We start from the raw sequence: 26,132 nt of genomic DNA on the forward strand, positions 1-26,132 counted from the left end.
TCAGCAGGGTGTCCGGCCGGGCAACCTCCGGCGCCGCGCCCTCCGGCCGGCCGGAGGACAGGGCCCGTTTCACAACCGCGAACCGTTGACCACGAGCGCCACGTCGACGTTGCCGCGCGTGGCGTTGGAGTACGGGCAGACCTGGTGGGCCGTCCTGACCAGCCCGGCCGCCTGCTCCCCGGTGAGCGACGGAAGCGAGATCTCCAACTCGGCGCCGAGCCGGAAACCGCCGCCGTCCGCCGAGATCAGCGACACCGACGCGTCGATCCGCGCGTCGTCGGCCTTGACGCCCTCGCGCTGCCCGACCAGGGCGAGCGTGGTGCCGAAGCAGGCGGCGTACCCCACCGCGAAGAGCTGCTCGGGGTTGGCGCCCGCACCGTCTCCGCCCAGCTCCTTGGGAAGTCGCAGCTCCAGGTCCAGCCGTCCGTCGGATGTGGTGCCGTGGCCGTTCCGGCCGCCGGTCACGCGTCCCCGCGCCGTGTACAGGGCCTTGCTCATCGCGCGCTCCTTTCGTCTGCTTCCTGATTTTGAATCTTTCACTTCAAAAACAGGAAGTCAATCGCTAGGGTCGGGATCGTCGACGACGGCCGGGAGGCACGATGCTGGGACCGCAGGTCGGCTATCTGCTGCCGACGCGCGACCAGACCGTCCGGGGCGAGCATTTCGCCTTCGAGGGCGTGCGGCTCGCGCCGCCGCCGGCGCGCCCGGGAGGGCCACCGATCTGGCTGGCGGGAGGAGGCGGGCCGGCGCTGCGGCGCGTCGTCCGCCTCGCCGACGGCCGGCTCCCCTATCCCCCGCGGGCGCAGACGTACGCGGCGGAACGCCTGGTCATCGAGCAGGCCGAACTGGCCCCGGTCACCCCCGCCCTGTACGCGACGCTCTGCCTGGACGACGATCCGGACAAGGCGCGCCGGCGTCTGCGCGAGGGCGTCGAGCGCTACTACAACGCGCCGCTGGAGGTCGTCGAGTCGCTCCAGGCCCTGTTCGCCGGCCGCGTCCTGCCACTGCTTGGTGAGGAGAACCGCCATGACCACGTTCGTTCTCGTCCACGGCGCCTGGCACGGCCCGTGGGCCTGGGACCGCGTCGTCCCCCTGCTGCGCGCCGCCGGAGCCCGCACCCTCACCCCGGACCTCGGCACCCCAGGGGACCGCGGGCTGCACGACGATGCCGCGACGGTCGCCGCCGCTCTGGACGGTGTGCCCGGCGGCGAGGAGGTCGTGCTCGTCGGGCACAGTTACGCGGGCCTGGCGGTGCGGGAGGCGGCCGACGCGCGGCCCGGGGCCGTCGGCCGCATCGTCCTGGTCGACGGGTGGGCCGGGCCCGACGGCGCCGCCATGGTCACCCTGGCCCCTGCCTCCCTCATCACGGCGGTCCGCGCGGCGGCCGGGGACGGGACGCACGTCCCGGCGCCTCCCCCGGCGGCGTTCGGCATCGACGACGCCGGCGACGCCGCCTGGCTGGCCCCGCGCCTGGTCCCCCAGCCGCTGCGCACCTTCACCGAGCCCACCCGCTTGAGCGGGGCCGTCGACCGGATCCCCGGAACGGCCGTCCACTGCGAGCCGGCGACCTACCCGTTCGAGCGGTTCGGCCGGTCTGCCGGCTACCGGACGCTCGCGCTGGACGGCCCGCACGACGTGATGCTCGCCCGCCCGGAGCCGCTCGCCCGGATCCTGCTGGACGCCGCTTCGTTCAAGAACAGGAAGCGGGAAGCCTAAAGTGAAGAAGTGGAGCAGCGAACCTACAACCAGTACTGCGCGACCGCGCGCACCCTCGACATCGTCGGCGAGCGCTGGACGCTGCTGCTGATCCGCGAGCTGCTGACCGGCCCCAAGCGGTTCGGCGATCTGCAGGCGAGTCTGCGGGGCCTCGGCACCGGCCTGCTGGCCGCGCGGCTGAAGCACCTGGAGCGCGAGGGGCTGGCCCGCAAGGTCACGCTTCCGCCGCCCGCCCGCACCCCCGCCTACGCCCTGACCGAGGCGGGCGAGGAGCTCGGCCCGGCGGTGCTGGCCCTCGGCCGGTGGGGCCTGAAGTGGGCGATGGGCGAGCGGCGCGAGGGCGAGACGTTCCATCCCGGCTGGGCGGTGCTCGGCCTGCGGGCCTGCTTCGACGCCGGTGCCGCCGCCGGGCTGCGCGCGGTGTACGAGTTCCGCATCGGCGGCGAGGTCCTGCACGCCCGGGTCGACGGCGCTGAGATCGAGACGCTGCACGGGCCGGCCCAGTACCCCGACGCGATCGTCACGATGGACGAGGAGGCGTTCCTCGCGGTGACCGCCCGGGACACCACCCTCGCCGAGGCGCTGGAGAGCGGCGCCGCGTCGGCGTCCGGCGACCGCGCGGCCTTGGACAGGCTCACGGACCTGTTCCGGCTGCCGGTCCCGCGGTCGCGCACGCCGTCCACGTCCTAGCGCGCACGCCGGTTCCTTTCCCGGGCCTTCGGGGTCTTCAGCACATGGCGGTCGTATCCGCCGCGCTGAATACCGATGGAGGCCCTCATGCCGAAAGTCGCCGCCCGTCCGGTGGTGGTACTGGCGGTCGTGTCGCTGGGAGTGGTGCTGTCCAGCCTCGACCTGTTCGTCGCCAATGTCGCGCTGCCCGCCATGGCCGCCGACCTGCACCCCAGCGATCTCGGTGAGCTGAGCTGGGTCCTGAACGCCTACGCGATCGTCTTCGCCGCGCTGCTCGTCCCGGCGGGCCGGCTCGCCGACCGCACCGGCCACAGGACCGGCTTCCTGGCCGGCACGGCGCTGTTCGTCGCGGCCTCGGCGGCCTGCGCGGCGGCCACGAGCGTGCCGATGCTGGTCGGTTTCCGCGCCGTGCAGGCGGTGGGGGCGGCGCTGCTCATGCCGACCTCGCTCGGGCTGGTCCTGGCGGCCTACCCGCCGGCCGGGCGGCCGGGGGCGGCGCGCGCCTGGGCGGTGACCGGCTCGGTCGCCGCCGCCGTCGCGCCCGTCGTCGCCGGGCCGCTGGTGCAGGTGTCGTGGCGCTGGGTGTTCCTGGTCAACCTGCCGGTCGGGGCGGTCGCGCTGGTCCTCGGCCGGCGGCTGCTGCCCGAGACCGCGCGCGAGCGCGGCCCGCTGCCGGACGTCCTCGGGGCGGCGCTGCTCACCGCGGGGATCGGCGCGCTGGCGCTCGGGCTGGTCAAGGGCGGGGCCTGGGGCTGGTCGTCGGGGCGCGTCGCCGGCGCGCTGGCGGCCGCGGCCGTGCTGGTCGCGGTGTTCTTCGCCCGGTCGGCGCGGCACCCGAGCCCGGTCTTCGAGCCCGGCCTGCTGCGCGACCGCGGGTTCGCCGTCGCGACGGCGGCCATGCTGGTCTCCTCGGCGGCGTTCGGCGGCATGCTGCTGTCGGTGGTGCTGTGGATGCAGGACGCCTGGCAGTGGTCGGCGCTGCGCGCCGGGTTCGGCATCGCCCCCGGCCCGGCCATGGTCCCGTTCTGCTCGGTGCTGGCCGGGCGGCTGATCCCGCGCCTCGGCCCGGCGCGGATCGTCGTCGCCGGCGCGGTCGTCTTCGCGGCGGGCCTGGGCTGGTGGGCGGCGAGTGCCGGCGCGGGCTCCGGCTACGCCTCGGGGATGCTGGGCGGCATGGTCCTGACCGGGATCGGGTTCGGCCTGCTCATGCCGACGCTGTTCGGCAGCGCGGCGGGCTCTCTGCCGCCGCAGCGGTTCGCCACCGGCGCCGGGGTCGTCTCCATGGTCCGCCAGATCGGGATGACGGTCGGCGTGGCGCTGCTCGTCGCCGTCCTCGGGACGCCGCACGGCGCGGACGAGCGGTCGGCGGCGTTCCGGACCGCCTGGATCGTGCTGGCCGCGGTCGCGCTGGCCGCCGCGGTGGTGGGGAGCGCGCTGCCGCGTCCCCGGCGGGCACCCCGGGACCCGGCGGCGGCCCGGCCGATTCCTTTCGAGAAGGCGTCGGGTCGATAGAGGTGAGGGAACCCGCGACCGAGAGGAAACGACCATGAACGAGACGGCAGAGATCAGGCTGGGCGGGCTGGTGCTGGGCAGCGACGACCCCGAGCGGCTGAGCGCCTGGTACCGGGCGGCGTTCGCGCCGGCGGCCGAGCCGGGCACCGTTCTGATGGTGGGCGGCGGGCGGCTGGTCTTCGACCGCCGCGACGACCTGGCGGCGAGCACCCGGGAACCGGGCCGGATCCTGATCAACTTCTATGTCCAGGACATCGACGCGGTCGCGGCCCATCTGAAGGGGCTGGGCGTCACGCGGTGGATCCGCCCGGTGGAGGAGTTCGGGCCGGGCCGCATCGCGACGGTGCAGGACCCGGCCGGCAACTACGTGCAGATCGTCGAACTCGCCGCGGGGCGGTGACGGGTGGTCCGCACCTACGATGAGGCCGATGAGCGGGTGGTGGCGGACGCGGGCGGCCCGGTGGCGCTGCTGACACCGGACGGCGACGCCTTCGAGCGGCTGACCCGCCCCTACCGGCCGGAGCTGCTGGCCTACTGCTACCGCATGCTCGGTTCGGTCCACGACGCCGAGGACCTGGTCCAGGAGACCTATCTGCGCGCGTGGCGTTCCTACGGGACGTTCGAGGGCCGGTCGTCGCTGCGCACCTGGCTCTACCGGATCGCGACCAACGTCTGCCTCACCGCGCTGGAGAACCGCAAGCGGCGGCCGCTGCCGTCGGGGCTCGGCGGTCCCGCCGACGATCCCGACGGGCCGGTGGCGCCGCCGCTGGAGGCGGCCTGGCTGCAGCCCCTCCCCGACCGGGCGGCCCGCGCCGGGGCCGACGACCCGGCCGCGATCGTCGCGGCGCGGGCGAGCCTGCGGCTCGCGCTGGTCGCGGCCCTGCAGCATCTGCCGCCGCGCCAGCGCGCCGTGCTCATCCTGCGCGACGTGCTGGCGCTGCGCGCGGCGGAGGTCGCCGGGCTGCTGGACATCTCGGTCCCGGCGGTCAAGAGCATCCTGCAGCGCGCCCGGGCGCGGCTCGGTGAGGCGGCCCCGTCGGAGGACGACGCGGCCGAGGCGTCGGGCGCGCGCCAGCGGGAGCTGCTGGAGCGGTATGCGGCGGCGTTCGAGAACGCCGACGTCGCCGCGTTGATGGGGCTGCTGACCGAGGACGCGGTCCTGGAGATGCCGCCGACCCCGACGTGGTTCGCCGGGCGCGAGGACGTCGGCCGGTTCCTGCGGTCGCGGGTCCTCACCGGGCCGGGCGTCTTCCGGCTGGTGGCGACGGCGGCCAACGGCCAGCCCGCGTTCGCCATGTACCGGCGCGGCGCGGACGGCGTGCACCGCGCCTACGGGGTGATGGTCCTTGCGGTGTCCGGCGCGGGGGTCGCCCGGGTCGTCGCGTTCCGCGAGCCGGGCCTGTTCGAGCTCTTCGCACTCCCCCCGGTGGTCAGGGAGAGTGCGGGCTGAGCTTGGGCACCGCCCGGCGCAGGTTGGTCAGGACGGTGGGGTCGGTCTCGGTCTCCAGCAGGGCTTCGAGCAGCGGGTGCAGGTGGCGCAGCTCCCGGTGCTCGATGCCCTGGACCGCGGTCCAGCGCGAGCGCGCCTCGCCGTCGCCGAGCGCGGCGGCGAGCAGGGCGTCGGCGCCGTCGCCGGTGGCGTCGCGCAGGTAGTGCAGCCCGGTGGCGCGGATGCCGGGGTCGGGGGACGAGGTGAGCGGCGCCAGGTCGGCGACCGTCAGCTCGCCGGAGTCGAGCAGGGCCCACACGGCGCGGATGACGACGTCCTGGTCGGGGTCGCCCAGCATCGTCCGGGCGACGGCGGCCAGGTCCGGGATCTGCAAGTCGCGCAGGGCGCTCACGGCCGCCGCGCGCACGGCCGGGTCGTCGTCGCCCAGCGCCGTGCGGGCGGCCGGCCCGGCTTCGGCGGCGCGGAAGCGGCGGACGGTGCGCAGCGCGGCGGCCCGCACGGGCGCGACCGGGTCGGCTGCCAGCCCGGCCAGTGCCCGGCGGCCGGCCGGTGACAGCTCCGGCAGCGGGCACAGCGACCAGACGGCGCGGGCGCGCCGGGCGGGGTCGGGGTCCGCGGCGGCGATGGCCAGGAGCTCGGCCTCGCCGCCAGGGATCTTGTCGGTGATGCGGGTGACGTCGTGGCCGGCGGCGAGCTCGTCGAGCCAGCGCTCGTACCAGGCCAGGAAACCGGTGTCCTCCAGCACGTAGGGGGCCGGATCGCCGTTGTGGTCGACGCTGACCAGGCGGCCCCGGGCCGGGCCGGAGACGACGAGCAGGGTGTAGGACGTGCAGCCGTGGTGGACGATCGCGAGGGTGCCCTGGCGGGGGTCCCGGCCGAGGTCCTCGTCGATGTGTCCGTCCCACCAGTCGCCGGTGTAGGTCACGCCCGGCGCGAAGGGGCTGGGGGCGGCGAGGGGGCCGGTGTCGGCGTCGTAGGCGTCGGCGAGCGGCAGCAGGCCGTAGCCGGGGCCAGCCCCGCCGTCGGCGAGCCCGGTGACGAACCGCCGGTAGTCCTCGGGGAGCCGGACGCCGTGGGCGCGTTCGAACGCGGCGACGGTCTCCTCCGGCAGCGGCGGGTTCAGCTCGAAGCGGTGCCTGCCCGCACCGAAGATGTCCAGGTTGCCGGGCACTTCGGCCGCGGCGGCGACCTTCGCGGCGATGCGCTCGAGCTGCTCGTCCCCGTCGGCGCGCCGGCGCGCCGCGAGCGTATGCAGTGCGGCCGCGGCGGCGGCACCCGCGGCGTAGGCGGCCAGGTCGCCGGCGTTGAAGCCCGAGCCGAGGACGAGCCGGGCCAGGACGCTCTTCTCCGACAGTTCGGCGGGCCAGCCCGTCAGCTGCGCCGCCTCGATCAGCCAGCACACCGCGGTCGCGGCGGCCCAGAGGCGGGGCGCGGCGGCGGCGGGCCGCGCGAACAGGAGCAGCAGGTAGATCAGGACGGCGTACAGGGCGTCGCCCAGGTAGCCGCCCACGTCTCCTGGCACCAGCCGGTGCACTCCCAGGCCGGACGCCACGGTGAGGACGATCGCGGCCGACACGCCCGCACGCGCTGTCTGCATGACCGCTCTGACCCCTGTTCCACGGCTCCGGTTCCGCCGCGACCCTACGGGTGTCCGCCGAAAACCGTTCGACCGGGCCGGTCCGTCTTCGCTACAACGTTTCCATGCTTCACAAATACCCTCGCACCCGCCATATCGAGGGTTCCCGGCTGCAGCCCGGCGACCACGACCTGGCCGCCGTGCCGTTCCGGGAGATCGCCGGGCGCCATCTGGTGGTGGAGGAGAAACTCGACGGCGCCAACTGCGGCGTCAGCTTCACCGGGACCGGTGAGCTGCGGCTGCAGAGCCGGGGCCACTTCCTGACCGGCGGTCCGCGCGAGCGGCAGTTCGCGCCGCTGAAGGCGTGGGCGGCGTCGGTGCAGCACCTGCTGTGGCCGGTGCTGGGCGACCGGTACGTCATGTACGGCGAGTGGCTGTACGCCAAGCACACCGTCTTCTACGACGCCTTGCCCCACTATTTCTGCGAGTTCGACGTGCTCGACCAGTCCGACGGGACGTTCCTGTCGACCGTGCGCCGCCGCGAGCTGCTGGCCGGCACGCCGGTGGTGTCGGTGCCGGTCCTGCACGAGGGGCCGCTGAAGAACCTGGCGGCGCTGACCGCGCTGACCGGGCCGTCGACCTGCCGCACGGGGCGCTGGCGCGACGCGCTGCGCGAGGCGGCGGTGGCGGGCGGCGCCGATCCCGAGCGCGTCGCGCTGGAGACCGACGCCGACGAGGAGATGGAGGGCCTCTACATCAAGGTGGAGGAGGGCGGGCGGACCGTCGACCGGTTCAAGTGGGTCCGGCCGAGTTTCCTGACCGCGATCCTGGACGCCGGGACGCACTGGCAGGACCGTCCCATCGTCGCCAACGGCCTGGCCGACCCGGAGGTGCTCTATGCGGGTGTTCGATGAGCTGTGCCCGGCCCCGCCGCACTGGCAGGTGCCCTGGGAGCGGATCCGGGCGACCTTCCGCTGGGTGCGGGCGATGGAGGGCGTGGAGCAGGACGCCGTCCACCACGCCGAGGGCGACGTGGCGGTGCACACGCGGATGGCGTGCGAGGCGCTGGCCGCGCTGCCCGAGTGGCGGGCCCGGCCGGCGCAGGAGCGGGTGCGGCTGTTCGCCACCGTGCTGATGCACGACGTCGCCAAGCCGTACTGCACGCAGGTCGAGGACGACGGCCGCATCACCGCGCACGGCCATTCGCGGCGCGGCGACCTGATGGTGCGGCGGATCCTGTGGGAGCTCGGCGCGCCGATCGCCTGGCGCGAGCACGTGGCCGCGCTGGTGCGCCACCACCAGGTGCCGTTCTGGGCGCTGGAGCGCCCCGACCTGCAGCGGATCGCGTTCCGGGCGAGCCTGCTGGCGCGCAACGACGACCTGGTGCTGCTGGCCACCGCCGACATCCTCGGCCGGGACTGCGGCGACACCGCCGAGGTGCTGGACAACATCGGGCTGTACCGGGAGTACTGCGCCGAGCAGGACTGCCTGGACCGGCCGCGGGCCTTCCCCTCCGACCACGCCCGGTTCTGGTACTTCCGCAAGCCCGGCCGCGACCCCGGGTACGACGCCTACGACGACACGCGGCTGACGGTGACGGTGCTGTCAGGGCTGCCGGGCGTCGGCAAGGACACCTGGGTCGCCGAGCACCGCCCGGATGTGCCGGTGGTCAGCCTGGACGCGCTGCGCGCCGAGCTCGGCGTCGATCCGGCCGGGGACCAGCGGCCGGTGGCGGCCGCCGCCTACGAGCGGGCCCGCGAGCATCTGCGGGCGGGCCGGTCGTTCGTGTGGAACGCCACCAACGTGTCGCGGGCGCTGCGCGAGCAGTGCACCAGCCTGGCCGCCGACTACCGGGGGCGGGTCGAGGTGGTGGCGCTGGAGGCGCCGCCGCAGGTGCTGCGGGCCCGCAACCGGGCGCGGGAGGCGCCGGTGCCGGACGCGGTGATCGACCGGCTGGTGCGGCGGTGGGAGCTGCCCGACCCGACCGAGGGGCACCGGGTGGAGTGGACGCGCACCGGCTGAACCTCACGCGGCCGGCCTCACACGGGGCGGGAGAAGAACTCCACCAGGGCGGGGACCATCAGCTCGGGGGCGAACTGGTGGCCCTGGCCCTTCAGCACGGCGTGCCGGGCGCCCGGCAGCGCCGCGAGGAGGGCCTGCGCGGAGCGGCGCATGTCCTCGGGGCTCTCCTCGCCCTCCAGCACCAGCACCGGCATGGTGATCTTGGGGAAGAGGTGGTGCGGCGGGCGGCCGTCGCCCTGGACGGCGCCGTCGTAGGCCAGGGTGGGGGCGATGCGCTCCAGCCCGGGCCAGGCCGGTGACCCCTTCATCCCGGCGACCAGCTGCGGGGGGACGCCGACGTTCAGCATGAACGTCTCGACGGCGTCGCCGTTGCGGCCCGCGGCGATCAGCCCCTCCAGGGTCGCGCGCAGCTCCAGCCAGGCGCGGGCGGCCTCGTCGTCCAGGGCGAAGGGCGGCTCCCACAGCGCGAGCCGGGTGACGGGCAGCCCGGCGGCGGCCGCGTGCAGGGTCAAGGTGGCGCCGGAGGAGGCGCCGAACAGGTGCGCGGGGCCGCCGCCCGCGGCGTCGATGACGGCGGCGATGTCGTCGATCTCGCGTTCGACCGCGTAGGGCGGGGTGTCGCCGCTCTCACCGCGGCCGCGCCGGTCGTAGTTCACGACGGTGAAGTGCTCGGCCAGGCCCGCGGCCAGCGCGGTGTGCACCTGGTGGTCGCAGGACGCGCCGCTGACCAGGACGAGCGGGGGCCCGTCGCCGAGCCGGTCGAAGGCGATGACGGTGCCGTCGGCGGAACGCGCCTGCTCCATGCAGTCTCCATGCCTCGCGGTGCCGGTCGTGTCCCCGAAGTCTGCCACCCGCGCGCCGGGCCCGGCCGGGGTTGCTGGCAAAATCCAGGCCATCGGCGGCGGGGAGGACGGGACGTGGACACATCCGGGCAGGTGGCGCTGGTGACCGGTGCGGGCTCGGGCATCGGCGCGGCGGTCGCGCAGGCGCTGCTGCGCGGCGGCCGGCGCGTGGTGCTGGCCGGCCGGCGGGCCGGGCCGCTGGCCGAGGCCGCGGCCGGCGCGGGCGTGCCGGACGAGCGGTTCCTGGTGGCGCCGGCCGACGTCACCTCCCCCGAGTCGGTGGAAGCGCTGTTCGGCGCGGTGCGCGACCGGTTCGGCCGGCTGGACCTGCTGGTGAACAACGCCGGGGTGTTCGGGGCGCCCGCGCGGGTGGAGGACTTTCCCGTCGAGGAGTGGCGGCGGGTCCTGGACACCAACCTGACGGGCGCGTTCCTGTGCGCCCGTCAGGCGTTCGCGCTGATGAAGGAGCAGTCGCCGCGGGGCGGCCGCATCATCAACAACGGGTCGCTGTCGGCGCACACGCCCCGGCCGCTGTCGGTCGCCTACACCGCGAGCAAGCACGCGATGAGCGGGCTGACCAAGTCGCTGTCGCTGGAGGGGCGCGCCTACGGGATCGCCTGCGGGCAGATCGACGTCGGCAACGCCGCCACCGACATGACCACCGGGTTCGGGTCGGGCGCCCTGCAGGCCGACGGGTCGGTGCGGGCCGAGCCGGTGATGGACGTGCGCAGCGTGGTCGAGGGCGTGCTGTACATGGCGGGGCTGCCGCTGGAGGCCAACGTGCAGTTCATGAGCGTGCTGGCCACCGCGATGCCCTCGTTCGTCGGCCGCGGCTAGCGCCCGCCGTCCTCGCCGAGGGTGTTGCGGGGACGCAGCGCCAGGTGCAGGCCGAGGCCGCCGGTCACCAGGATCAGCCAGCCGCCGCCGATGCGGGCGGAGGCGTCCATGCCGACGCTCGCCTGGGCGCCCATCGCCACGATCAGCCACAGGCCGCACGCGAGCGGGTGCCAGCGCAGCGCGCCGCGGAAGCGGCCGACGACCGCGGTCATGATGCCGAGGATCAGCAGGACGAGCTGCGACAGCGGCCAGGAGGCGTCCAGGACGGGGAACCAGGCCGGGGTGGGGTCGTCGAAGCTCTTCAGCGCGACCAGCGAGTAGACGTTGAAGGCGGCCGCCAGCGGCAGCAGCGCCATCAGCACGAACGGCGCGAACCGGCCCTTGCGGTCACCGGTGGCGCGGGTGTGCCGCAGCACCCAGGCGAGAGCGAGCAGGCCGGCGAGGTAGCCGATGCCGGTGACCTCCTCCAGTTTGGACAGCTTCTTGCCCTGGTCGCCGGCGATGATCACGCCGGTGCCCCAGGCGGACGCGCCGAGCGCGAGCACGATCCCGGCGACGCGGATCTTGAGCGTGGAGGCGGCGGGGGCGGGGCGGGCCTCGGCGGTGGCCGGGCCGTGCGGGCTGTCGGTGTACATGGTCTCCCCGGTCGGGTGGCGGCGGCGCCGGTCGCGCCGCTCGTGCGTCCACCCACGTTCGGTGCGCGGCGTCCCGGGCGCCCAGGGCCCTGCCGCCCCGTCGCGCCCTCGTTCCGCTCATGACCGATGTCCCGGTTCGGCGGGACACAGATCCCGCGCCGCCGGGACGGCGCCCGGGCCATGCTGGGGCCGTGACCAGCACTGCAGCGAACCGGCGGGCCGATCGGTGGACGGTGTCGGCCGCCGTGGCGGTGGCGGCGCTGTGCACGCTCGCCACGGCCGGCACGATCTGGGCCGACGCCCTGCTCGGCGACGCCCGCCCGCCCGGGCCGCTGAACTACCCGCACTGGGGGTCGGCGCTGTCGGGGCTGCCGGTGGTGCTGGCGGGCGCGGTGCTGGCGACGCGGCTGCCGCGGCACCTGATGACGCGGCTGCTGCTGGCGGGCGGGACGGTCGCGGTGGCCGACGGCGCGGGCGCGGCGTACGCGTCGCTGTCGCTGCTGCACCATGGCGGGGGGCTGCCGCTGACGGCGGCGGCGGTGTTCGCCGGCGCCCGCTTCGGCCCGATGATCAACCTGATCATCCCGACGCTGCTGGTGTTCTTCCCCGACGGCCGGCCGCCGTCGCCGCGCTGGCGCTGGCCGGTGCGGATCACGCTCGGCGCGCAGGTGCTCGGCGCGCTGACGCTGCAGCTCATCCCCTGGCGGGTGTTCGCCATGGGCGAGCCGCTCGTCCCGGCCCTACGCGGTCTCCCGCTGGACCCCTTCACCCCGCCGCTGCCCGACGCGGTCTGGCCGCTGACCATGCCGCTGTGCCAGTTCTCGTTCTTCGCCGGGTTCGCGGTGGGGGTGGCGGCGTTCGCGGTGCGGTTCCGCCGCGCGGATGCGGTGCGGCGGGCGCAGCTGCGCTGGATGCTGCTGGCGGTGCTGGTGGACGTGGTGCTGGTGGTGGTCACCGAGGTGATGCTGCACCTGATGCCGCCGGGGATCTCGTGGTGGGTGATGGACATCTGCCTGGCCCTCATGCACACCACGGTCGCGGTCGCGGTGGTGATGGCGGTGGCGCGCTACCGGCTGTACGACGTGGACCTGCTGCTGGGCTGGACGCTGCTGTACGCGGTGGTGGCGGCGGCGGTGGTGGCGATCGACATGGCGGTGTTCGTGGGGGCGGGCACCGTCATCGACGACCCGCCGGCGGCGGTGGTGGGCGCGGGCGTGGTGGCGGCGCTGTACGGGCCGCTGCGGCTGCGGTTGCAGCGGTGGGTGAATCGGCTGCTGACCGGGCGCGGCGAACCCTATGACGTGGTGTCGGCGCTGGCGCGGCGGCTGGAGGATTCGGGCGGCCCGGGCGAGCTGCTGGCGGAGGTGGCGCGGGTGGTGGCGGTGTCGTTCCGGTCCCCTTACGTGCGGGTGGAGCTGGACCGCGGCGACGGCGCCGCGACGGTCGTCGAGCACGGCGAGCGGCGCGCGGACGTGGTGGTGATGCCGTTCGCCTACCGGGGCGCGGCGATCGGGCGGCTGGCGCTGGTGCCGCGGTCGGGGGCGCGGCTGTCGGACGCCGACCAGCGGCTGCTGGCCGACGTGGTGCGGCAGGCCGCGGCGGCGGCGCGGGCGACGGCGCTCAGCGAGGAGCTGCAGCGCAGCCGCGAGCAGCTGGTGACCGGGATCGCCGAGGAGCGCCGCCGGCTGCGGCGGGACCTGCACGACGGGCTCGGCCCGTCGCTGGCGGCGGCCGCGCTGAAGATCGAGGCGGCCCGCAACCTGGCGGCGCGCGATCCGGCCGCCGCCGACGCCACGCTGCGCGGTGTGCGCGGGGACCTGTCGGGGGTGCTCACCGACGTGCGGCGGCTGGTGCACGACCTGCGGCCGCCGTCGCTGGACCAGTTCGGGCTGGTGGAGGCGGTGGAGCAGCAGGCGGCGCGGTTCCGGACGCGGGCGCTGCGGGTCGCGGTGGACTGCTCGGGCGATCTGTCGGCGCTGCCGGCGGCGGCCGAGGAGGCGGCGTACCGGATCGTCGGGGAGGCGCTGAACAACGTGTCGCGGCACGCGGCGGCGGCGTCGTGCCAGGTGCGGCTGATCGCGGGCGCCGAGGCGCTGGAGGTGGAGGTGCTCGACGACGGGCGCGGGGTGCGGCCCGGCGCGGCGGCGGGCGTCGGCCTGATCGGCATGCGCGAGCGGGCCGAGGAGCTGGGGGGACGGTGCGCGGTGACGCCGCGGCCGCCGCGCGGCACCCGGGTGCACGCGGTGCTGCCTTACGGGCCCGGTGTGCGCCGGGCCGTCCTGCAAACGAGCGGAGGAAGAGCATGAGCGGGCTGCGGGTAGTGCTCGCCGACGACCATCCCGTCTACCGTGACGGGCTGCGGCTGATGCTGGAGTCGACCGGCGCGGTGCAGGTCGCGGGGACCGCGGCCGACGGCGCGGAGGTGGTGGCGCTGGCGGCGCGGCTGCGGCCCGACGTGGTGGTGATGGACCTGGCGATGCCGCGCCTCGGCGGGGTGGAGGCGACGCGGCGGATCCTGGAGCGCCGGCCCGGGACGGGCGTGCTGGTGCTGACCATGCACGACGACGATGACAGCGTGCTGGCGGCGATGCTGGCGGGGGCGCGCGGCTACCTGGTCAAGGGGGCGGGGCAGCGCGAGATCCTGCGCGCGATCGGCGCGGTCGCCGACGGCGAGGTGATCTTCGGGCCGGCGCTGGCGGGGCGGATCGCGTCCTACTTCGGGCGGCTGAGCGAGGTGCGGCCGGCCGGCGGCGACCCGTTCCCGCAGCTGACCGCGCGCGAGCGGCAGGTGCTGGACCTGATCGCGGCGGGTCTTGGCAACGGGCAGATCGCCGAGCGGCTGGGGTTGTCGCCCAAGACGGTCCGCAACAACGTGTGCACGGTGCTGGCCAAGCTGCAGGTCGCCGACCGGGGGCAGGCGATCGTGCGGGCCCGCGACGCCGGGCTCGGCCGCTGACCGCCCGCCCCCTGAGGAGGGCGGGCGGTCAGGGCCGTGGGGTCACGGCTGCGGGACCGCGCAGCCGTCGGGGCCGCAGGCGTCGGCGGCGGGGTCGCCGGCGAGGACGGTCAGCGGGGTGCGGGCGGCCCAGGCCTGGCGCAGCGCGTCGGTGAAGACCTCGGCGGGCTGGCCGCCGGACACGCCGAGGCGGCGGTCCAGGACGTAGAAGGGCACGCCGGTCGCGCCGAGCTCGGCGGCCTCGCGCTCGTCGGCGCGGACGGCGCCCGCGTAGGCGCTCTCGTCGTCCAGGACGGCGGCGGCCTGCTCGCGGTCCAGCCCGGCCTGCACGGCCAGTTCCAGCTGCCGCTCGCGGTCGTAGACCGAGCGCTCCTCGGCGAAGTTGGCGCGGTAGGCCAGGTCCAGCAGCCGCTCCTGGCGGCCGTGCTCCCTGGCGAAGTGCAGCAGGCGGTGCAGGTCGAAGGTGTTGCCGTGGTCGCGGCCGTCGGCGAGGTAGTCGAGCCCTTCGGAGGCGGCGGCCGCGGCGACGCGCTGCTCGGCCTGGCGGGCCTGGTCCAGGGTGAGGCCGTACTTGGCGGCCAGCATGGGCAGCACCGGCCCGGTCTCGCCCTTGGGGGCGCGGGGGTCCAGCTCGAACGAGCGGTGCACGACCTCGACCTGGTCGCGGTGCTCGAACGCGGCGAGGCCGGCGGCGAAGCGGGCCTTGCCGATGTAGCACCACGGGCAGGCGATGTCGCCCCAGATCTCCACGCGCATGATCGCGGTCTCTCCTCAAGGTCGGTGGGTTGCCGGGTGCGACAACACCGCCGGCCGCTCCCCTGTTCCCCGTGGTCAGGGGCGCGCGGTCAGGGGAGCATCTGGTGCGGCATGTCCCAGCCGTCCGCGAGCCGGGAGGGGTGCACGTTGCCGCCGCCGCCGAAGAACTCGCAGAACTTCATGATCAGCGGGTCCCAGGCGAGCGGGTCGATGTGGCTGGTGCCGGGGATGACCAGTTTCTCCTCGACGTGGGTGCGCAGCACCTCCAGGTGGAAGGCGGTGGCGCGGGCGTCGGGGCCGTCGAAGGGGTGGGCGGCGACGACCTTGCACTCCAGCTGGATGGGGCATTCCAGGACGCGGGGCGCGGCGACGAGCTCGGCGGCCTGCTCGGTGAGCCCCGCGACGCCGAACTTGTCGGGCTCGTAGCGGTAGCCCCGGGCCGCCTTGTGCTCGGACAGTTCCCGCCTGCCGGTGGTGAGCGCGATCCGGTCGACGGCGTCGACCATCGAGGAAGAGGGCAGGTTGAGCACGCACTCGCGTTCGCGCAGCAGGTTCGCCGTCGTCTGGCCGCTGTTGCCGAGGCCCAGCATGCAGCACTGTCCGAGCCACCACGCCGAGGACATGGGCGCCAGGTTCGCGGTGCCGTCCTCGTTGCGGGAGCCGACCAGCACCACCGGGGTCCCGAAGTACAGCACCTTCAGTCCGGGGTCGACGTGCATGGCTTCACCTTTCGCGGGCCGGGGATCGAACGGGCCCGCCTTGGGGCGGCGGGCCCGTCCCAGCGTGGCGGGGGCGGGCGGGGGCGCGCTGGCCGGAATCCGACCTGGCGTTCGAACGGCCGGGCGGGGGCGAGGCCTTAGGATCATTCGTGTGCTGCGTCCCGATTACCCCCTGCAGACCGAGCGGCTGACGCTGCGGCCGTTCGGTCCCGGCGACCTGGCCGAGCTGTACGCCTACCAGTCGCTGCCCGAGGTGGCGCGGTTCCTGTACTGGGAGCCGCGTGATCTTGAGGAGTCGCGGGTGTTCCTGGAGCAGAAGATGGCCTCCACGGCGCTGGAGCGCGAGGGCGACTGGCTGGTGGCGGCGGTGGTGTGGCGCGAGACCGGCGCGCTGATCGGGGAGATCAACCTGCAGTGGCGCAGCCGGGAGCACCGCCAGGGCGAGATCGGCTACATCTTCAACCCGGCCTATCACGGGCGGGGGTTCGCGACCGAGGCGGCGGCCGAGGGGCTGCGGCTGGGGTTCGAGGAGCTCGGGCTGCACCGGGTCGTGGGGCGGCTGGACGCGCGCAACACCGCCTCGGCGCGGGTGCTGGAGCGCCTCGGGATGCGCCGGGAGGCGCATCTGGTGGAGAACGAGTTCGTCAAGGGCGAGTGGAGCAGCGAGGTCGTGTACGCGATGCTGCGGCGGGAGTGGGACGCCCGCTGATCCGGCCGGCGGTTCGGCGGCGGTCTCAGCGGCGGTCGGCCTGGGCGTGCAGGGTCGCGGCCAGGGCGTGCACGGCGGCGCGCAGCTCGTCGGGGCGGTGCACGGTGAACGGGCAGCCGAAGCCCGCCAGCAGGCTCGCGACGCCGTCCAGGTTCTCGGCGCGGATGTTGAGCAGCACTCCGTCGCCGGTCTCGGTGAGCGTGCCGAGGGCGGGCGGGATGCGGCGGCGCACCTGGTCCAGGCCGGTCTCCAGCAGGACCTGGACGTCGTGGGCGTAGGGCACGGCGGCCAGTGAGCGGGTGACGTGCCCGACCGGGTCCAGGCCGCCGGGGACCTGGAAGGTCTCGGCGCGGGGCTCGGCGGTGGTGACGCGGTCGATGCGGAAGGTGCGGACCTCGTCGCGGCGGTGGTCGTGGCCGGTGACGTACCAGCGGCCGGAGTGGAAGACCAGGCCGTAGGGGTCCAGGTCGCGGACGCTGTCCTCGCCCTTCCAGGAGCGGTAGCCCATGCGCACGCGGCGGCGGGCGTGGGCGGCGGCGGCGAGGGTGAGCAGGGCGCCGGTGGCGGGCGCGGCGCCGTCGCGTTCGGCCAGGGTGAAGCCGAGGGTCTGCTGCAGGGCGGTGACGCGGTCGCGCAGCGCGGCGGGCAGCACGCGCTGGATCTTGGCCAGGGCGCTGTCGCCGGCGGCGGCTCCGGTGGTGAGGCCGAGGCGGCGCGCGGCCAGCAGGCCGAGGACGACGGCGGTGGCCTCCTCGTCGGTGAGCATGAGCGGCGGCAGCTTGTAGCCGGGCATGAGGCGGTAGCCGCCGTGGCGGCCGCGTTCGGCGGCGACGGGGACGCCCAGGTCCTCCAGGCGGGCGGCGTAGCGGCGCACGGTGCGCTCGTCCACGCCCAGGCGGCGGGCCAGCTCGGTCCCGGTCATGCGGTGGTGGGCCTGCAGCAGTTCCAGCATGGCCAGGACGCGGGTGGTGGGGTGTGACACGGGTCACCGTCTTAATCCGGGCGGGTTCTGTCCGGTATTGATCCTACGGTGGAGCCATCGACCTCCAAGGAAGGCATGTGAGATGGCGGATTTCGTACTGGTCCCCGGTTTCTGGCTCGGCGCGTGGGCGTGGGAGCAGGTCGCGGCGAAGCTGCGCGCGGACGGGCACCGGGTGCACGCGGTGACGCTGACGGGGCTGGCCGAGCGGGCGGGCGAGGCGACGCCGCAGACGGACGTGGACACCCATGTCGGCGACATCGTGCGGGTGGTGGAGGACAACGACCTGCGGGAGGTGGTGCTGGTCGGGCACAGCGGCGCGAACATGCCGGTGACGGGCGCGGCGGACCGGATCGCCGGGCGGCTGGCGCGGGTGGTCTACGTCGACACCGCGCCGATGCCGTCGGGGATGGCGCAGGTCGACTTCCTGCAGGGCGAGGCGCGCGAGGCGGTGCTGAGGCAGATCGCCGAACAGGGTGGAGGCCGGTGGCTGCCGGCGCCGTCGTTCGAGGCGGCGGGCGAGGGGCCCGGGACGCTGTCGGAGGCGGATCTGGCGGGGCTGGCGCCGCAGGACCTGGCGCTGCTGCGCGAGCGTGCCACGCCCGAGCCGGCCGGGGCCGCGACGCAGCCACTGGAGCGGCCGGCGGCGGTGCCCGCCACCCCCAAGTCCATGATCATGTGCACGATGCCCGCGCCGCTGGTGCGGCAGCTGGTGGCCAGCGGCAACCCGGTGTTCGCCGCGATGACCGGGCCGGAGTGGAGCTTTCACGAGCTGCCGACCGGGCACTGGCCGATGCTGTCGCGGCCGGTGGAGCTGGCCGCGCTGCTGGCGGAGCTGGCGGCGGCGGGCGGCTGAGCGGCGCGTGACCGGCCGGCGCGGGTCCGGCGCGGGTCCGGGCGCGGTCAGGGGGCCGGCGGGTCCTCGGCGGCGCGGTCGCGGCGGCGGCCGGGGATGATCAGGCGGGCGAGGGCGGCCGACAGGACGCCGAGGGCCCAGCCGGCCAGGGCGTCGGTGGGCCAGTGGTAGCCGAGGGCGACGGTGGCGGCGGCGACGCCGATCGCCAGGGCGTGCGCGGCGATCGTCCAGGCGCGGCCGGCGCCGGTGAGCAGGGCGATGACCGGCAGGCAGGCGGCGGCGTTGGCGGCGTGCCCGGAGGGGTAGGACAGGTAGCCGTCCTGGAACAGCAGGTCGTGGCCGGTGCGCGGCGGGGTGCGGGCGGTGGCCAGCTGGCCGGCGCGGACGGCCAGCTCGGTGGCGGCCAGCCAGAGCGCGGCGCGCACCGGCAGCCAGGCGTCGCGGCGGCGCCAGGCCGCCAGGAGCGCGGCGAGCGCGGCGAGCCCGCCGACCAGCCAGTACTGGCCGCCGTTGACGACGGTGCGCCAGAACCAGTGCCGGGCGCCGGTGCGCGGTGGCAGGCCGCCGGCGAAGGTCTGGCCGTCCAGGTGGCGCAGCGGGCCGCCGATCAGGACGTCCAGGGTGACCAGCGCGGTGAACACGGCGGCGGCCGCGGCGGCGATCGCGGCCGCGGGCCGGGTCATGGCGGGGCGGCGCGCGTCCCGGGGTCGCAGCAGCCGCATGCCTGCCGATCCTGCCGGACCGGCGGGGCGGGAGGCGGGAGGCGGCGGTCCAGGGCGGATCTACCTCATATCCCCCCACGGGCCGGTGGCGGGGGGCTTAGCATGACGGCCATGGAGCCTCCGGTGAGCCGCAAGCGGCCGGCGTTCCGGCGGCTGCCGGCGGACCGGCGCCGCGACCAGATCATCGAGGCGGCGGTCGAGGTGTTCGGGCGGCGGCCCGAGCCGGAGGTGTCGATCGACGACGTCGCGGCGGCGGCGGGCACCTCGCGCTCGTCGATGTACCGCTACTTCGAGGGCAAGCAGGAGCTGTACGGGGCGGCGGCGCAGCGGGTCGCGGCGGCGCTGGTGGAGCGGCTGGAGCAGGCCGGCCAGGGGCCGCGGCCGGTGCCGCCGTCGGTGCTGATGGCGACGCGGCTGGCGCTGTACCTGGACTTCCTGGAGCAGTACGAGGCCGGGTACGCCGGGCTGCTGGGCCGGGGCGGCGCGCGGGCGCCGGAGGCGGCGCTGGCGGCGGTGCGGCGGGTGCGGGCGGCGGCCGAGGAGATGACCTGCCGGGCGCTGCAGGTGAGCGAGCCGGGCGCGCCGCTGCGCACCACGGTGCGCTCGTGGGTGGCGGGGGTGGAGTGGGCCGGCGCGGAGTGGCTGCGCACCCGCACCCCGCCGCGGCCGGTGCTGGAGCGGCTGCTGGCGGCGCAGTTCGCCACGATGCTGGTGGGCGCGGCGGCGCTGGACGCCCAGGCCGCCGGGCGGGTGGCGTGGCTGCTGGAGGTCGAGCCGGCCGGGTCGCCGTTCGGGGCGCTGGTGCGGTCGGTGGCGGGCACCTTCGACCGGCCGATGGTGGCGCAGCTGGCCCGGTTCCTCGGCCACCGGGACGCGCCGGGCTCACCCTAGGACAAAACGGCCGGTTTTTCTTGTCATCCCCGCCCATAGATCATCGGCGGGCGGGGCGAGGACACTCTGCGTCCAGCCGTGCGGCCGCCCGGGCCGCGCACCGCCGCCTAGGAGTGCCATGACAGTCTCGGTCCCCTCCCGCCCGCGCGTGCGGTGGCGTCGTTCGCTGGCCGCCGGGGCGATCGGCACGGTCACGGTCGCCGGGCTCGGCGGGGTCGGGGGCGCCGCCCAGGCGGCCGGGCCGGGCCTGAAGGCCGACGACGGCGCGCAGATCACCGCCACCACGCGGGTCGCGGGCAACGAGGTCGACCTCACCATCTCCTCCCCCGCGCTCGGCAAGTCGGTCAAGACGCGGGTGCTGCTGCCCGCCTCCTGGCAGGCCGGGGGCAGCGCCACCTACCCGGTGCTGTACGCCTTCCACGGCGGCCAGGACGACTACACCTCCTGGACCCGCAACACCGACATCGAGGCGTGGGCGGCCAAGTACAACGCCATCGTGGTGATGCCCGAGGCCGCCAACGGCTCCTACGCCGACTGGTACAACTACGGCAAGGGCGGCACGCCCAAGTGGGAGACCTTCCACACCTCCGAGGTGCGCCAGCTGATCGAGCGCAACTACCGGGCGGGCGGGGCGCGGGCGGCGATCGGCAACTCCTCGGGCGCGCAGGGCGCGCTCAGCTACGCAGCGCGGCACCCGGGGCTGTTCCGCTACGTGGCGTCGCTGAGCGGGATCTTGTCGATGCGCTCGCCGGGCATCCCGGCGATGCTGATGTTCACCAACGCCGGCAACGGCCAGGACCCGTACGCGATCTGGGGCATCCCGCGGTTCGACGACGCCAACTGGGCGGCGCACGACCCGGCGGCGCTGGCCGACAAGCTGCGCGGGACCGGGGTGTTCTTCTCGGCCGGGACGACGGGCCGGCCCGGGCCGGGCGACCCGGACGTGGCGCCGTGGGACATCGGGCTGCTCAGCGAGATCGCGATCGGGCAGAACAACAAGGACTTCCAGAAGCGGCTGGACGAGCTGAAGGTCCCCTACACCGCGCACATCTACGGCGACGGCCGGCACAACTGGCCGGCGTGGCGGCGTGAGGCCACCTTCATCTGGCCGACGCTGATGCGCTCGATCGGCGCCTGAGCGCCCCTGCGGCATCCGTGTAGTACCCGTGCAGCATCCGGGCGTGGAAGCGGCCCGGCACCGTAGCCCCCTATGACTTCGGTGCCGGGCCGCGGCTTTTGTCACCTGGCGGCGGCGGCCGTCACTCGTCCTCGATGACGGTGACGGGCAGGGCGCCGTTCAGGTAGGCGGCGCGGCAGGCGGTGCGCGAGACCTTGCCGCTGCTGGTGCGGGGCAGGCCGCCGGGCTCGATGAGGACGAAGTCGTGCACGCGCACGTCGTGGTGGTGGTTGACGGCGCCGCGGACGGCGGCGGCGATCTCGTCCGGGTCCAGGCGGCGGATGGGGACGCGGCGGTTGCGTTCGGCGACCACGACCAGGTTCTCGGTCTCCTCGCCGGGGACGGCGAACGCGGCGACCAGCTCGCGGCGCACGCCTTCGTGGGCGTGGTAGGCGGTGTGCTCGATGTCCTGGGGGTAGTGGTTGCGGCCGTCGATGATGACCAGGTCCTTGATGCGGCCGGTGACGTAGAGCTCGCCGTCGTACCACACGCCCAGGTCGCCGCTGCGCAGCCAGGGCCCTTCGGGCAGGTCGCCGCGGTCGCCGGAAAGGACGCCGCCGAAGGTGGCGGCGGTCTCGGCCGGGCGGTTCCAGTAGCCGGCGGTGACGTTGGGGCCGTGGATCCAGATCTCGCCGACCTGCCCGTCGGGCAGGCGGCGGCCGGTCTCGGGGTCGGCGATGGCCAGGTGCTGGCCGTAGGGGGTGCCGCAGCCGACCATGACGGTGGCGCGCTCGTGGTCGCGGTCGACGGGCACGGCGCGGCCGGCGCCGAGGGCGTCGCGGTCGAAGGCGTGCACGGTGGGGATCTTGTAGCGGGAGGAGGAGCAGACGTAGACGGTGGCCTCGGCCAGGCCGTAGGCGGGGACCTGGACCTCGGGGCGCAGGCCGTGGGGGCGGTAGGCGTCCAGGTAGCGGGTGAGGGTGTCCTCGCGGATGGTCTCGGCGCCGTTCATGAACACCTGGACACCCGACAGGTCCAGGCCGGCCTTCTCCTCGTCGCTGACCTTGGTGGACAGGTACTCGTAGGCGAAGTTGGGGGCGCAGGTGAAGGCGTGGGACTGCTTGCTGAGCAGTTCCAGCCAGCGGGTGGGGCGCATGATGAACGCGACGGGGTCCATCAGCACGGCGGGGCTGGCGTAGGCCAGCGGCAGCGCGACGGCGGTGACCAGGCCCATGTCGTGGAACAGCGGCAGCCAGTTGACGCCGGTGGAGACCCGGGGGATGCCGTCGAAGGTGCCCCAGCACTGCTCGGCGTTGACGGCGATGTTGCCGTGGGTGACCATGACGCCGGCCGGGACGCGGGTGGAGCCGGAGGTGTACTGCAGGTAGGCCAGGTCGTCGGCCTCGATCGGCTCGTCCTCCCAGGTGCGGGAGGTGTCCAGGGTGTCGACGGCCAGGATCTGCTTGGGGCGGGGCAGGGTGTTGGTGTTGAGGAAGTCCTCGACGTGGCCGAGGGAGGGCGTGGTGGTGATGACGCAGGCGGGTTCGGCGTCGTCGTAGACGGCCTGCAGCCGGTCGGCGTGGCCGGGCAGGTCGGGGGAGAACAGCGGGACGGCGATGACGCGGGCGTACATGCAGCCGAGGAAGGCCACGACGTAGTCCAGGTTCTGGGGGGCCAGGATCGCGGCGCGCTCGCCGGCGGCGGTGACGTCGCGCAGGGCGGCGGCGGTGGCGCGGGCGCGGGCGTCCAGCTCGCCCCAGGTGATGTCGACGGCGACGCCGGCGGGGTCGTCGCCGTAGTCCATGTAGGTGTAGGCGCGGTCGCCGGGGTAGAGCTCGGCCCAGCGGGCGAGGCGGTGGACGAGCGGGGTGCGGTCCAGGTCCTGCGGGGTCGTCATGGAGGGGGCTCCGGTTCGTTCGGTGAGGCTGCCGTTGGGCGCGGAGAGGCGCGGGCGGGGTGTGCGGGGGTCAGGGGTTGGCGCGGCGGGCGGCCAGGCGCTGGGGGTCGGGCCAGCGCACGTCCCACACCCAGCCGGCCTTCTCCATCAGCCAGATGACGCGGGCGCTGATGTCGATCTGGCCCTTCAGGACGCCGTGGCGGGCGCAGGTGGGGTCGGCGTGGTGCAGGTTGTGCCAGGACTCGCCGAAGGAGGGGATGGCCAGCCACCACACGTTGCGCGAGTGGTCGCGGGTCTTGAAGTCCTCCTTGCCGAACACGTGGCAGATGGAGTTGATGGAGAAGGTGATGTGGTCGCCGGCGAACACCCGCAGCAGCCCGGCCCAGAACAGGGCGGTGACCGCGCCGTGCCAGGACCAGGTGAGCAGGGCGCCGAGGCCCATGGGGACCAGCAGGGTGGAGGCGGCGATGAGGACGTAGACGTCGTTGCGGCCCATGAAGCGCAGGTCGGGGTCGTTCAGCAGGTCGGGGGCGTACTTGGTGCGCGAGGTGCGCTCCTTGCGGAACAGCCAGCCCATGTGGGCGTGGAACAGGCCCTTGGTCAGGCCCCACACGCCGGGGCCGTAGGCCCAGGGCGAGTGGGGGTCGCCCTCCTGGTCGGCGTACTTGTGGTGGCGGCGGTGGTCGGCGACCCAGAACACCACCGAGCCCTGCCAGGCCTGGCCGCCCAGGATCGCCAGCGCGATGCGCACCCAGCGCTTGGCCTTGAAGCCGCCGTGGGTGAACAGGCGGTGGTAGCCGACGGTGATGCCGAGGGCGTTGAACGGGTACAGCAGCGCGAAGATCGCCACGTCGGTCCAGCCGAGGCCCCAGCCCCAGAAGAAGGGCACGGCGGCGGCGACGCCGGCGATGGGGGCGAGGACGAACACGACGACGCTGGCCCGTTCGATGAAGGGAACGGGTTTGGGGGAGATGTCGGGGAGCGGGGCTCGGCTGCCCGCCTCGGCGACGCCCGTGGTCATAGGGGGCTCCTTGGGAGGACGCGTTCGCGAGGGGCGGCCTGGGGTGCGGCGCGCCGTGATGTGGCCACGACCGTACGGTCCCCCCGCGGGGGCGGTCTTGGCTCCGGGCACACTGGTTGGTGCGCCGGGTGTGAAGCGCGTTGACAACTGCGCGGCGTGCGCGCAGGCGGGCGGCGCCGCGGGAGTGTCACCGGGCGCGGCGGCGCCGGCGGGGCGGGTCGGGGGCGGTGAGGGGGTGGTCCTCGACGGTGTAGCGGTGGACGTAGGCGCCGGCGAAGGCCTGGATCCCGGCGCCGGCGGGCAGGGCGAGCAGGGCGCCGAGGGGGCCGAGGACGGCGGCGCCGGCCAGGACCAGCGCGAACGCGACGGCGGGGTGCATGTCCAGGGTGCGGGCGGTGATGCGCGGCTGCAGGACGTAGTTCTCGAACTGCTGGTAGGCGACGATGAACAGCAGCGTCCACAGTGCGGTGGCGGGGCCGGCCGCCAGGGCGACCAGGACGGGGACGGCGCCGGCCAGGTAGGTGCCGACGGTGGGGATGAACTGGGAGACCACGCCCACCCACAGGGCCAGGGTGAGGGCGTAGGGGACGCCCAGCAGGGTGAGGGCCAGGTAGTGGGCCAGGGTGGAGGCCAGGGCGAGCAGGGCGCGCGAGTAGATGTAGCCGCCGGTCTTGTCCAGGGCGATCTGCCAGGCGCGCAGGACCAGGCGCTGGCGGGCGGGCGGCAGCACCGAGCACACCGTGCGGCGGAGCTGGGGGCCCTGCGCCGACAGGTAGAAGGTGAACAGCAGCATGCCGAGGGCCTGGAACAGCAGGCCGGCGGCGGTGGCGCCGATGCCCCACACGCCGCCGGCCAGGCCGGTCAGGTGGCGTGACAGCGTGCCGGTGAGGGCGGGCAGGCGGGCCAGCAGGCCGGAGGTGGACAGGTGCGCGCCGAAGGCGGTGTTGATCTGGTCGATGACCTGGTCGAGGTAGCCGGGCAGGCCGTCGACCAGGTGGGTGGTCTGGGTGATCAGCAGGGAGCCGAGGACGCCGGTGAAGGCCGCCGCGGCGGCGGCGAGCAGCAGCATGACCAGGCCGGTGGCCAGGCCGCGGCGCATGCCGCGGGCGGCCAGGCGGTTCACCGCCGGTTCGATGGCCATGGACACGAACAGCGAGGCGACCAGGAGCAGCAGCAGGCCGCGCAGACGCTCCAGGAGCCACAGGCCCGCGACGAACAGCATGACGACGGCGCCGGCGAGCACGAAGGCGCGGGGCAGCCAGGGCGGCATCCGCCGGGGCCCGTCCGCGACTCTGCCTGTGGGCCTGTCCGCGGGCCCGGGGGCCGGGTCGCCGGCCGGCGGCGTGCCGGGGCCGTCGCCGGTGTCATCGCCGGTGGCGTCGCCGGGTGTCTGCGGCATGGCCGCAACGCTAGAAGGCGTGCCGGGTGCGGCCGGGCCGCCCGCCGGGGTGGCGGGCCAGGTTTTGCCGAGTCTTCAGGCGGGCGGCCGGGTCAGCCCGCGGCCTCGCCGCCGTCACCGCTGTCATCGCCGCTGTCGTCGCCGTCACCGTCGGGGGGTTTGACGGCGTAGTCGCCGATGCCGCCTTCGAGCAGGTCGAAGACGCGGGCGGCGGCGGCGTAGACGTCGGCGCGCATCTCCTCCAGCGACTCCCCCGCGAGCTTGCGCTGCACGGCCTGGGCGACCAGCGTCCCCTGCGCCGTCATGATCATGGCGGCGACGGCGCGGGGGGTGATGTCGTCGGGGCCGGCGCCGGTCTCCTCGGCCAGGATCTCGGCGAGCCGGTCCTGGGCGCGCTGGCCGATCTCGCGCTGGTAGGCGACCAGGGAGGGGCTGGCCTGGACGGTCGCCACCCAGGCCTCGGCGCCCTCGTGGAAGCCGGTCTGGTAGGCGCCGGCGTCCAGGCCCTCGAAGAAGCGGCGGCGGAACAGCGCCAGGGCCGACTCGCCGGGGCGGCGGGCGGCGAAGTCGCGGGCGGCCTGCTCGATGATGTCGGCCTGGCGGTCGAAGAACAGCTCTTCCTTGGTGCGGAAGTAGTTGAAGACGGTGTTGACCGACACGTCGGCGGCGCGGGCGACGTCGGCGATGGTGACGGCGTCGAAGCCGCGCATCAGGAACAGCCCGGTGGCGATGTCGGCGATGCGCCGGCGGGTCTCGCGCTTCTTGCGCTCGCGCAGCCCCAGTTCCTCCATGCCTGCGATCCTAGCCGGATTGGTGTCGCTTAAAACTTG

26 protein-coding genes and 1 pseudogene are annotated in these 26,132 nt (G+C 75.0%); 15 read left to right on the plus strand and 12 right to left on the minus strand.

Features of this window, described 5'->3' with window-relative positions; genetic code table 11:
• Window positions 1-69 precede the first annotated feature (69 nt).
• Window positions 70-498 (minus strand): organic hydroperoxide resistance protein, encoded by a 429-nt coding sequence (locus tag ACRB68_RS35195; protein WP_153540263.1) that lies wholly within the window; start codon window positions 496-498, stop codon window positions 70-72.
• 101 nt (window positions 499-599) lie between these two features.
• Between ACRB68_RS35195 and ACRB68_RS35200 the strand changes: the two are divergent.
• The 6 genes and pseudogenes from ACRB68_RS35200 to ACRB68_RS35225 all read left to right on the plus strand — a co-directional run.
• Window positions 600-887, plus strand: a pseudogene (locus ACRB68_RS35200) (LLM class flavin-dependent oxidoreductase); the annotation flags it as partial.
• 139 nt (window positions 888-1,026) lie between these two features.
• On the plus strand, window positions 1,027-1,716 hold the full coding sequence (locus tag ACRB68_RS35205; protein ID WP_153540265.1) for an alpha/beta fold hydrolase: 690 nt from the start codon (window positions 1,027-1,029) through the stop codon (window positions 1,714-1,716).
• A gap of 9 nt (window positions 1,717-1,725) precedes the next feature.
• Window positions 1,726-2,406 carry a winged helix-turn-helix transcriptional regulator gene (locus tag ACRB68_RS42695; RefSeq protein WP_328595175.1) on the plus strand — a complete coding sequence of 227 codons (681 nt, stop codon included), beginning with the start codon at window positions 1,726-1,728 and terminating at the stop codon, window positions 2,404-2,406.
• 87 nt (window positions 2,407-2,493) lie between these two features.
• On the plus strand, window positions 2,494-3,918 hold the full coding sequence (locus ACRB68_RS35215; RefSeq protein ID WP_153540267.1) for an MFS transporter: 1,425 nt from the start codon (window positions 2,494-2,496) through the stop codon (window positions 3,916-3,918).
• A gap of 34 nt (window positions 3,919-3,952) precedes the next feature.
• The gene (locus ACRB68_RS35220; RefSeq protein WP_153540269.1) at window positions 3,953-4,318 is read left to right on the plus strand and encodes a VOC family protein; all 366 of its coding nucleotides are present in this window, start codon (window positions 3,953-3,955) and stop codon (window positions 4,316-4,318) included.
• Between the two features lie 60 nt (window positions 4,319-4,378).
• Window positions 4,379-5,368, plus strand: coding sequence for a sigma-70 family RNA polymerase sigma factor (locus tag ACRB68_RS35225; RefSeq protein ID WP_328595247.1), 990 nt, complete (start codon window positions 4,379-4,381; stop codon window positions 5,366-5,368).
• Here the strand turns inward: ACRB68_RS35225 and ACRB68_RS35230 are convergent.
• Window positions 5,349-6,965, minus strand: a complete 1,617-nt coding sequence (locus ACRB68_RS35230) for a DUF2809 domain-containing protein (protein WP_153540271.1) — start codon at window positions 6,963-6,965, stop codon at window positions 5,349-5,351. The genes ACRB68_RS35225 and ACRB68_RS35230 overlap by 20 nt on opposite strands.
• 104 nt (window positions 6,966-7,069) lie before the next feature.
• Between ACRB68_RS35230 and ACRB68_RS35235 the strand changes: the two genes are divergently transcribed.
• Window positions 7,070-7,858, plus strand: coding sequence for an RNA ligase family protein (locus ACRB68_RS35235; protein WP_153540272.1), 789 nt, complete (start codon window positions 7,070-7,072; stop codon window positions 7,856-7,858).
• On the plus strand, window positions 7,842-8,966 hold the full coding sequence (locus ACRB68_RS35240) for an AAA family ATPase (RefSeq protein ID WP_153540274.1): 1,125 nt from the start codon (window positions 7,842-7,844) through the stop codon (window positions 8,964-8,966). Before ACRB68_RS35235 ends, ACRB68_RS35240 begins: the two co-directional genes overlap by 17 nt.
• A 17-nt stretch (window positions 8,967-8,983) precedes the next feature.
• On the opposite strand, the gene ACRB68_RS35245 is transcribed toward ACRB68_RS35240, so the two are convergent.
• Complete coding sequence (locus tag ACRB68_RS35245) at window positions 8,984-9,769, minus strand: alpha/beta fold hydrolase (protein WP_153540276.1); 786 nt, start codon at window positions 9,767-9,769, stop codon at window positions 8,984-8,986.
• Window positions 9,770-9,883: 114 nt separating this feature from the next.
• On the opposite strand from ACRB68_RS35245, the gene ACRB68_RS35250 reads away from it, so the two are divergent.
• Window positions 9,884-10,645, plus strand: a complete 762-nt coding sequence (locus tag ACRB68_RS35250; RefSeq protein ID WP_328595176.1) for an SDR family oxidoreductase — start codon at window positions 9,884-9,886, stop codon at window positions 10,643-10,645.
• Here the strand turns inward: ACRB68_RS35250 and ACRB68_RS35255 are convergent.
• A complete protein-coding gene (locus tag ACRB68_RS35255) occupies window positions 10,642-11,280 on the minus strand; it encodes a hypothetical protein (protein WP_153540280.1) in 639 nt (212 codons plus the stop codon). The genes ACRB68_RS35250 and ACRB68_RS35255 overlap by 4 nt on opposite strands.
• A gap of 191 nt (window positions 11,281-11,471) precedes the next feature.
• On the opposite strand from ACRB68_RS35255, the gene ACRB68_RS42700 reads away from it, so the two are divergent.
• Together ACRB68_RS42700 and ACRB68_RS35265 are read left to right on the plus strand one after the other, a co-directional pair.
• Window positions 11,472-13,586: a sensor histidine kinase gene (locus tag ACRB68_RS42700; RefSeq protein ID WP_328595177.1), complete on the plus strand. Its 2,115-nt coding sequence runs from the start codon at window positions 11,472-11,474 to the stop codon at window positions 13,584-13,586.
• The gene (locus ACRB68_RS35265; protein WP_153540284.1) at window positions 13,583-14,236 is read left to right on the plus strand and encodes a response regulator; all 654 of its coding nucleotides are present in this window, start codon (window positions 13,583-13,585) and stop codon (window positions 14,234-14,236) included. Before ACRB68_RS42700 ends, ACRB68_RS35265 begins: the two co-directional genes overlap by 4 nt.
• A 42-nt stretch (window positions 14,237-14,278) precedes the next feature.
• On the opposite strand, the gene ACRB68_RS35270 is transcribed toward ACRB68_RS35265, so the two are convergent.
• Window positions 14,279-14,992: a DsbA family oxidoreductase gene (locus ACRB68_RS35270; protein ID WP_153540286.1), complete on the minus strand. Its 714-nt coding sequence runs from the start codon at window positions 14,990-14,992 to the stop codon at window positions 14,279-14,281.
• Between the two features lie 89 nt (window positions 14,993-15,081).
• The gene (locus tag ACRB68_RS35275; RefSeq protein WP_153540288.1) at window positions 15,082-15,711 is read right to left on the minus strand and encodes a flavin reductase family protein; all 630 of its coding nucleotides are present in this window, start codon (window positions 15,709-15,711) and stop codon (window positions 15,082-15,084) included.
• A gap of 151 nt (window positions 15,712-15,862) precedes the next feature.
• On the opposite strand from ACRB68_RS35275, the gene ACRB68_RS35280 reads away from it, so the two are divergent.
• Window positions 15,863-16,420, plus strand: a complete 558-nt coding sequence (locus tag ACRB68_RS35280) for a GNAT family N-acetyltransferase (protein WP_328595178.1) — start codon at window positions 15,863-15,865, stop codon at window positions 16,418-16,420.
• Window positions 16,421-16,445: 25 nt separating this feature from the next.
• Here ACRB68_RS35280 and ACRB68_RS35285 read toward each other — a convergent pair whose 3' ends face one another.
• Window positions 16,446-17,402 carry a helix-turn-helix transcriptional regulator gene (locus ACRB68_RS35285; RefSeq protein ID WP_328595179.1) on the minus strand — a complete coding sequence of 319 codons (957 nt, stop codon included), beginning with the start codon at window positions 17,400-17,402 and terminating at the stop codon, window positions 16,446-16,448.
• 82 nt (window positions 17,403-17,484) lie between these two features.
• On the opposite strand from ACRB68_RS35285, the gene ACRB68_RS35290 reads away from it, so the two are divergent.
• Window positions 17,485-18,255, plus strand: coding sequence for an alpha/beta fold hydrolase (locus tag ACRB68_RS35290; RefSeq protein WP_153540292.1), 771 nt, complete (start codon window positions 17,485-17,487; stop codon window positions 18,253-18,255).
• Between the two features lie 47 nt (window positions 18,256-18,302).
• Here the strand turns inward: ACRB68_RS35290 and ACRB68_RS35295 are convergent, their stop codons facing one another.
• Window positions 18,303-18,977 (minus strand): phosphatase PAP2 family protein, encoded by a 675-nt coding sequence (locus ACRB68_RS35295; RefSeq protein ID WP_153540294.1) that lies wholly within the window; start codon window positions 18,975-18,977, stop codon window positions 18,303-18,305.
• 111 nt (window positions 18,978-19,088) lie between these two features.
• Here ACRB68_RS35295 and ACRB68_RS42285 point away from each other — a divergent pair, with 111 nt between their 5' ends.
• Window positions 19,089-19,868 carry a TetR/AcrR family transcriptional regulator gene (locus tag ACRB68_RS42285; RefSeq protein WP_153540296.1) on the plus strand — a complete coding sequence of 260 codons (780 nt, stop codon included), beginning with the start codon at window positions 19,089-19,091 and terminating at the stop codon, window positions 19,866-19,868.
• Between the two features lie 118 nt (window positions 19,869-19,986).
• The gene (locus ACRB68_RS35305) at window positions 19,987-21,006 is read left to right on the plus strand and encodes an alpha/beta hydrolase (RefSeq protein WP_153540298.1); all 1,020 of its coding nucleotides are present in this window, start codon (window positions 19,987-19,989) and stop codon (window positions 21,004-21,006) included.
• Between the two features lie 121 nt (window positions 21,007-21,127).
• On the opposite strand, the gene ACRB68_RS35310 is transcribed toward ACRB68_RS35305, so the two are convergent.
• The 4 genes from ACRB68_RS35310 to ACRB68_RS35325 form a co-directional block, all read right to left on the minus strand.
• The gene (locus ACRB68_RS35310) at window positions 21,128-22,882 is read right to left on the minus strand and encodes a fatty acyl-AMP ligase (protein WP_153540300.1); all 1,755 of its coding nucleotides are present in this window, start codon (window positions 22,880-22,882) and stop codon (window positions 21,128-21,130) included.
• Window positions 22,883-22,952: 70 nt separating this feature from the next.
• Window positions 22,953-23,903: an acyl-CoA desaturase gene (locus tag ACRB68_RS35315; RefSeq protein ID WP_153540302.1), complete on the minus strand. Its 951-nt coding sequence runs from the start codon at window positions 23,901-23,903 to the stop codon at window positions 22,953-22,955.
• Window positions 23,904-24,090: 187 nt separating this feature from the next.
• Window positions 24,091-25,302 carry an AI-2E family transporter gene (locus ACRB68_RS35320; RefSeq protein WP_153540303.1) on the minus strand — a complete coding sequence of 404 codons (1,212 nt, stop codon included), beginning with the start codon at window positions 25,300-25,302 and terminating at the stop codon, window positions 24,091-24,093.
• Between the two features lie 92 nt (window positions 25,303-25,394).
• Window positions 25,395-26,093, minus strand: a complete 699-nt coding sequence (locus ACRB68_RS35325) for a TetR/AcrR family transcriptional regulator (RefSeq protein ID WP_153540305.1) — start codon at window positions 26,091-26,093, stop codon at window positions 25,395-25,397.
• Window positions 26,094-26,132: the final 39 nt, after the last annotated feature.

Source organism: Actinomadura macrotermitis, assembly GCF_009604375.1.
Classification (GTDB): domain Bacteria; phylum Actinomycetota; class Actinomycetes; order Streptosporangiales; family Streptosporangiaceae; genus Spirillospora; species Spirillospora macrotermitis.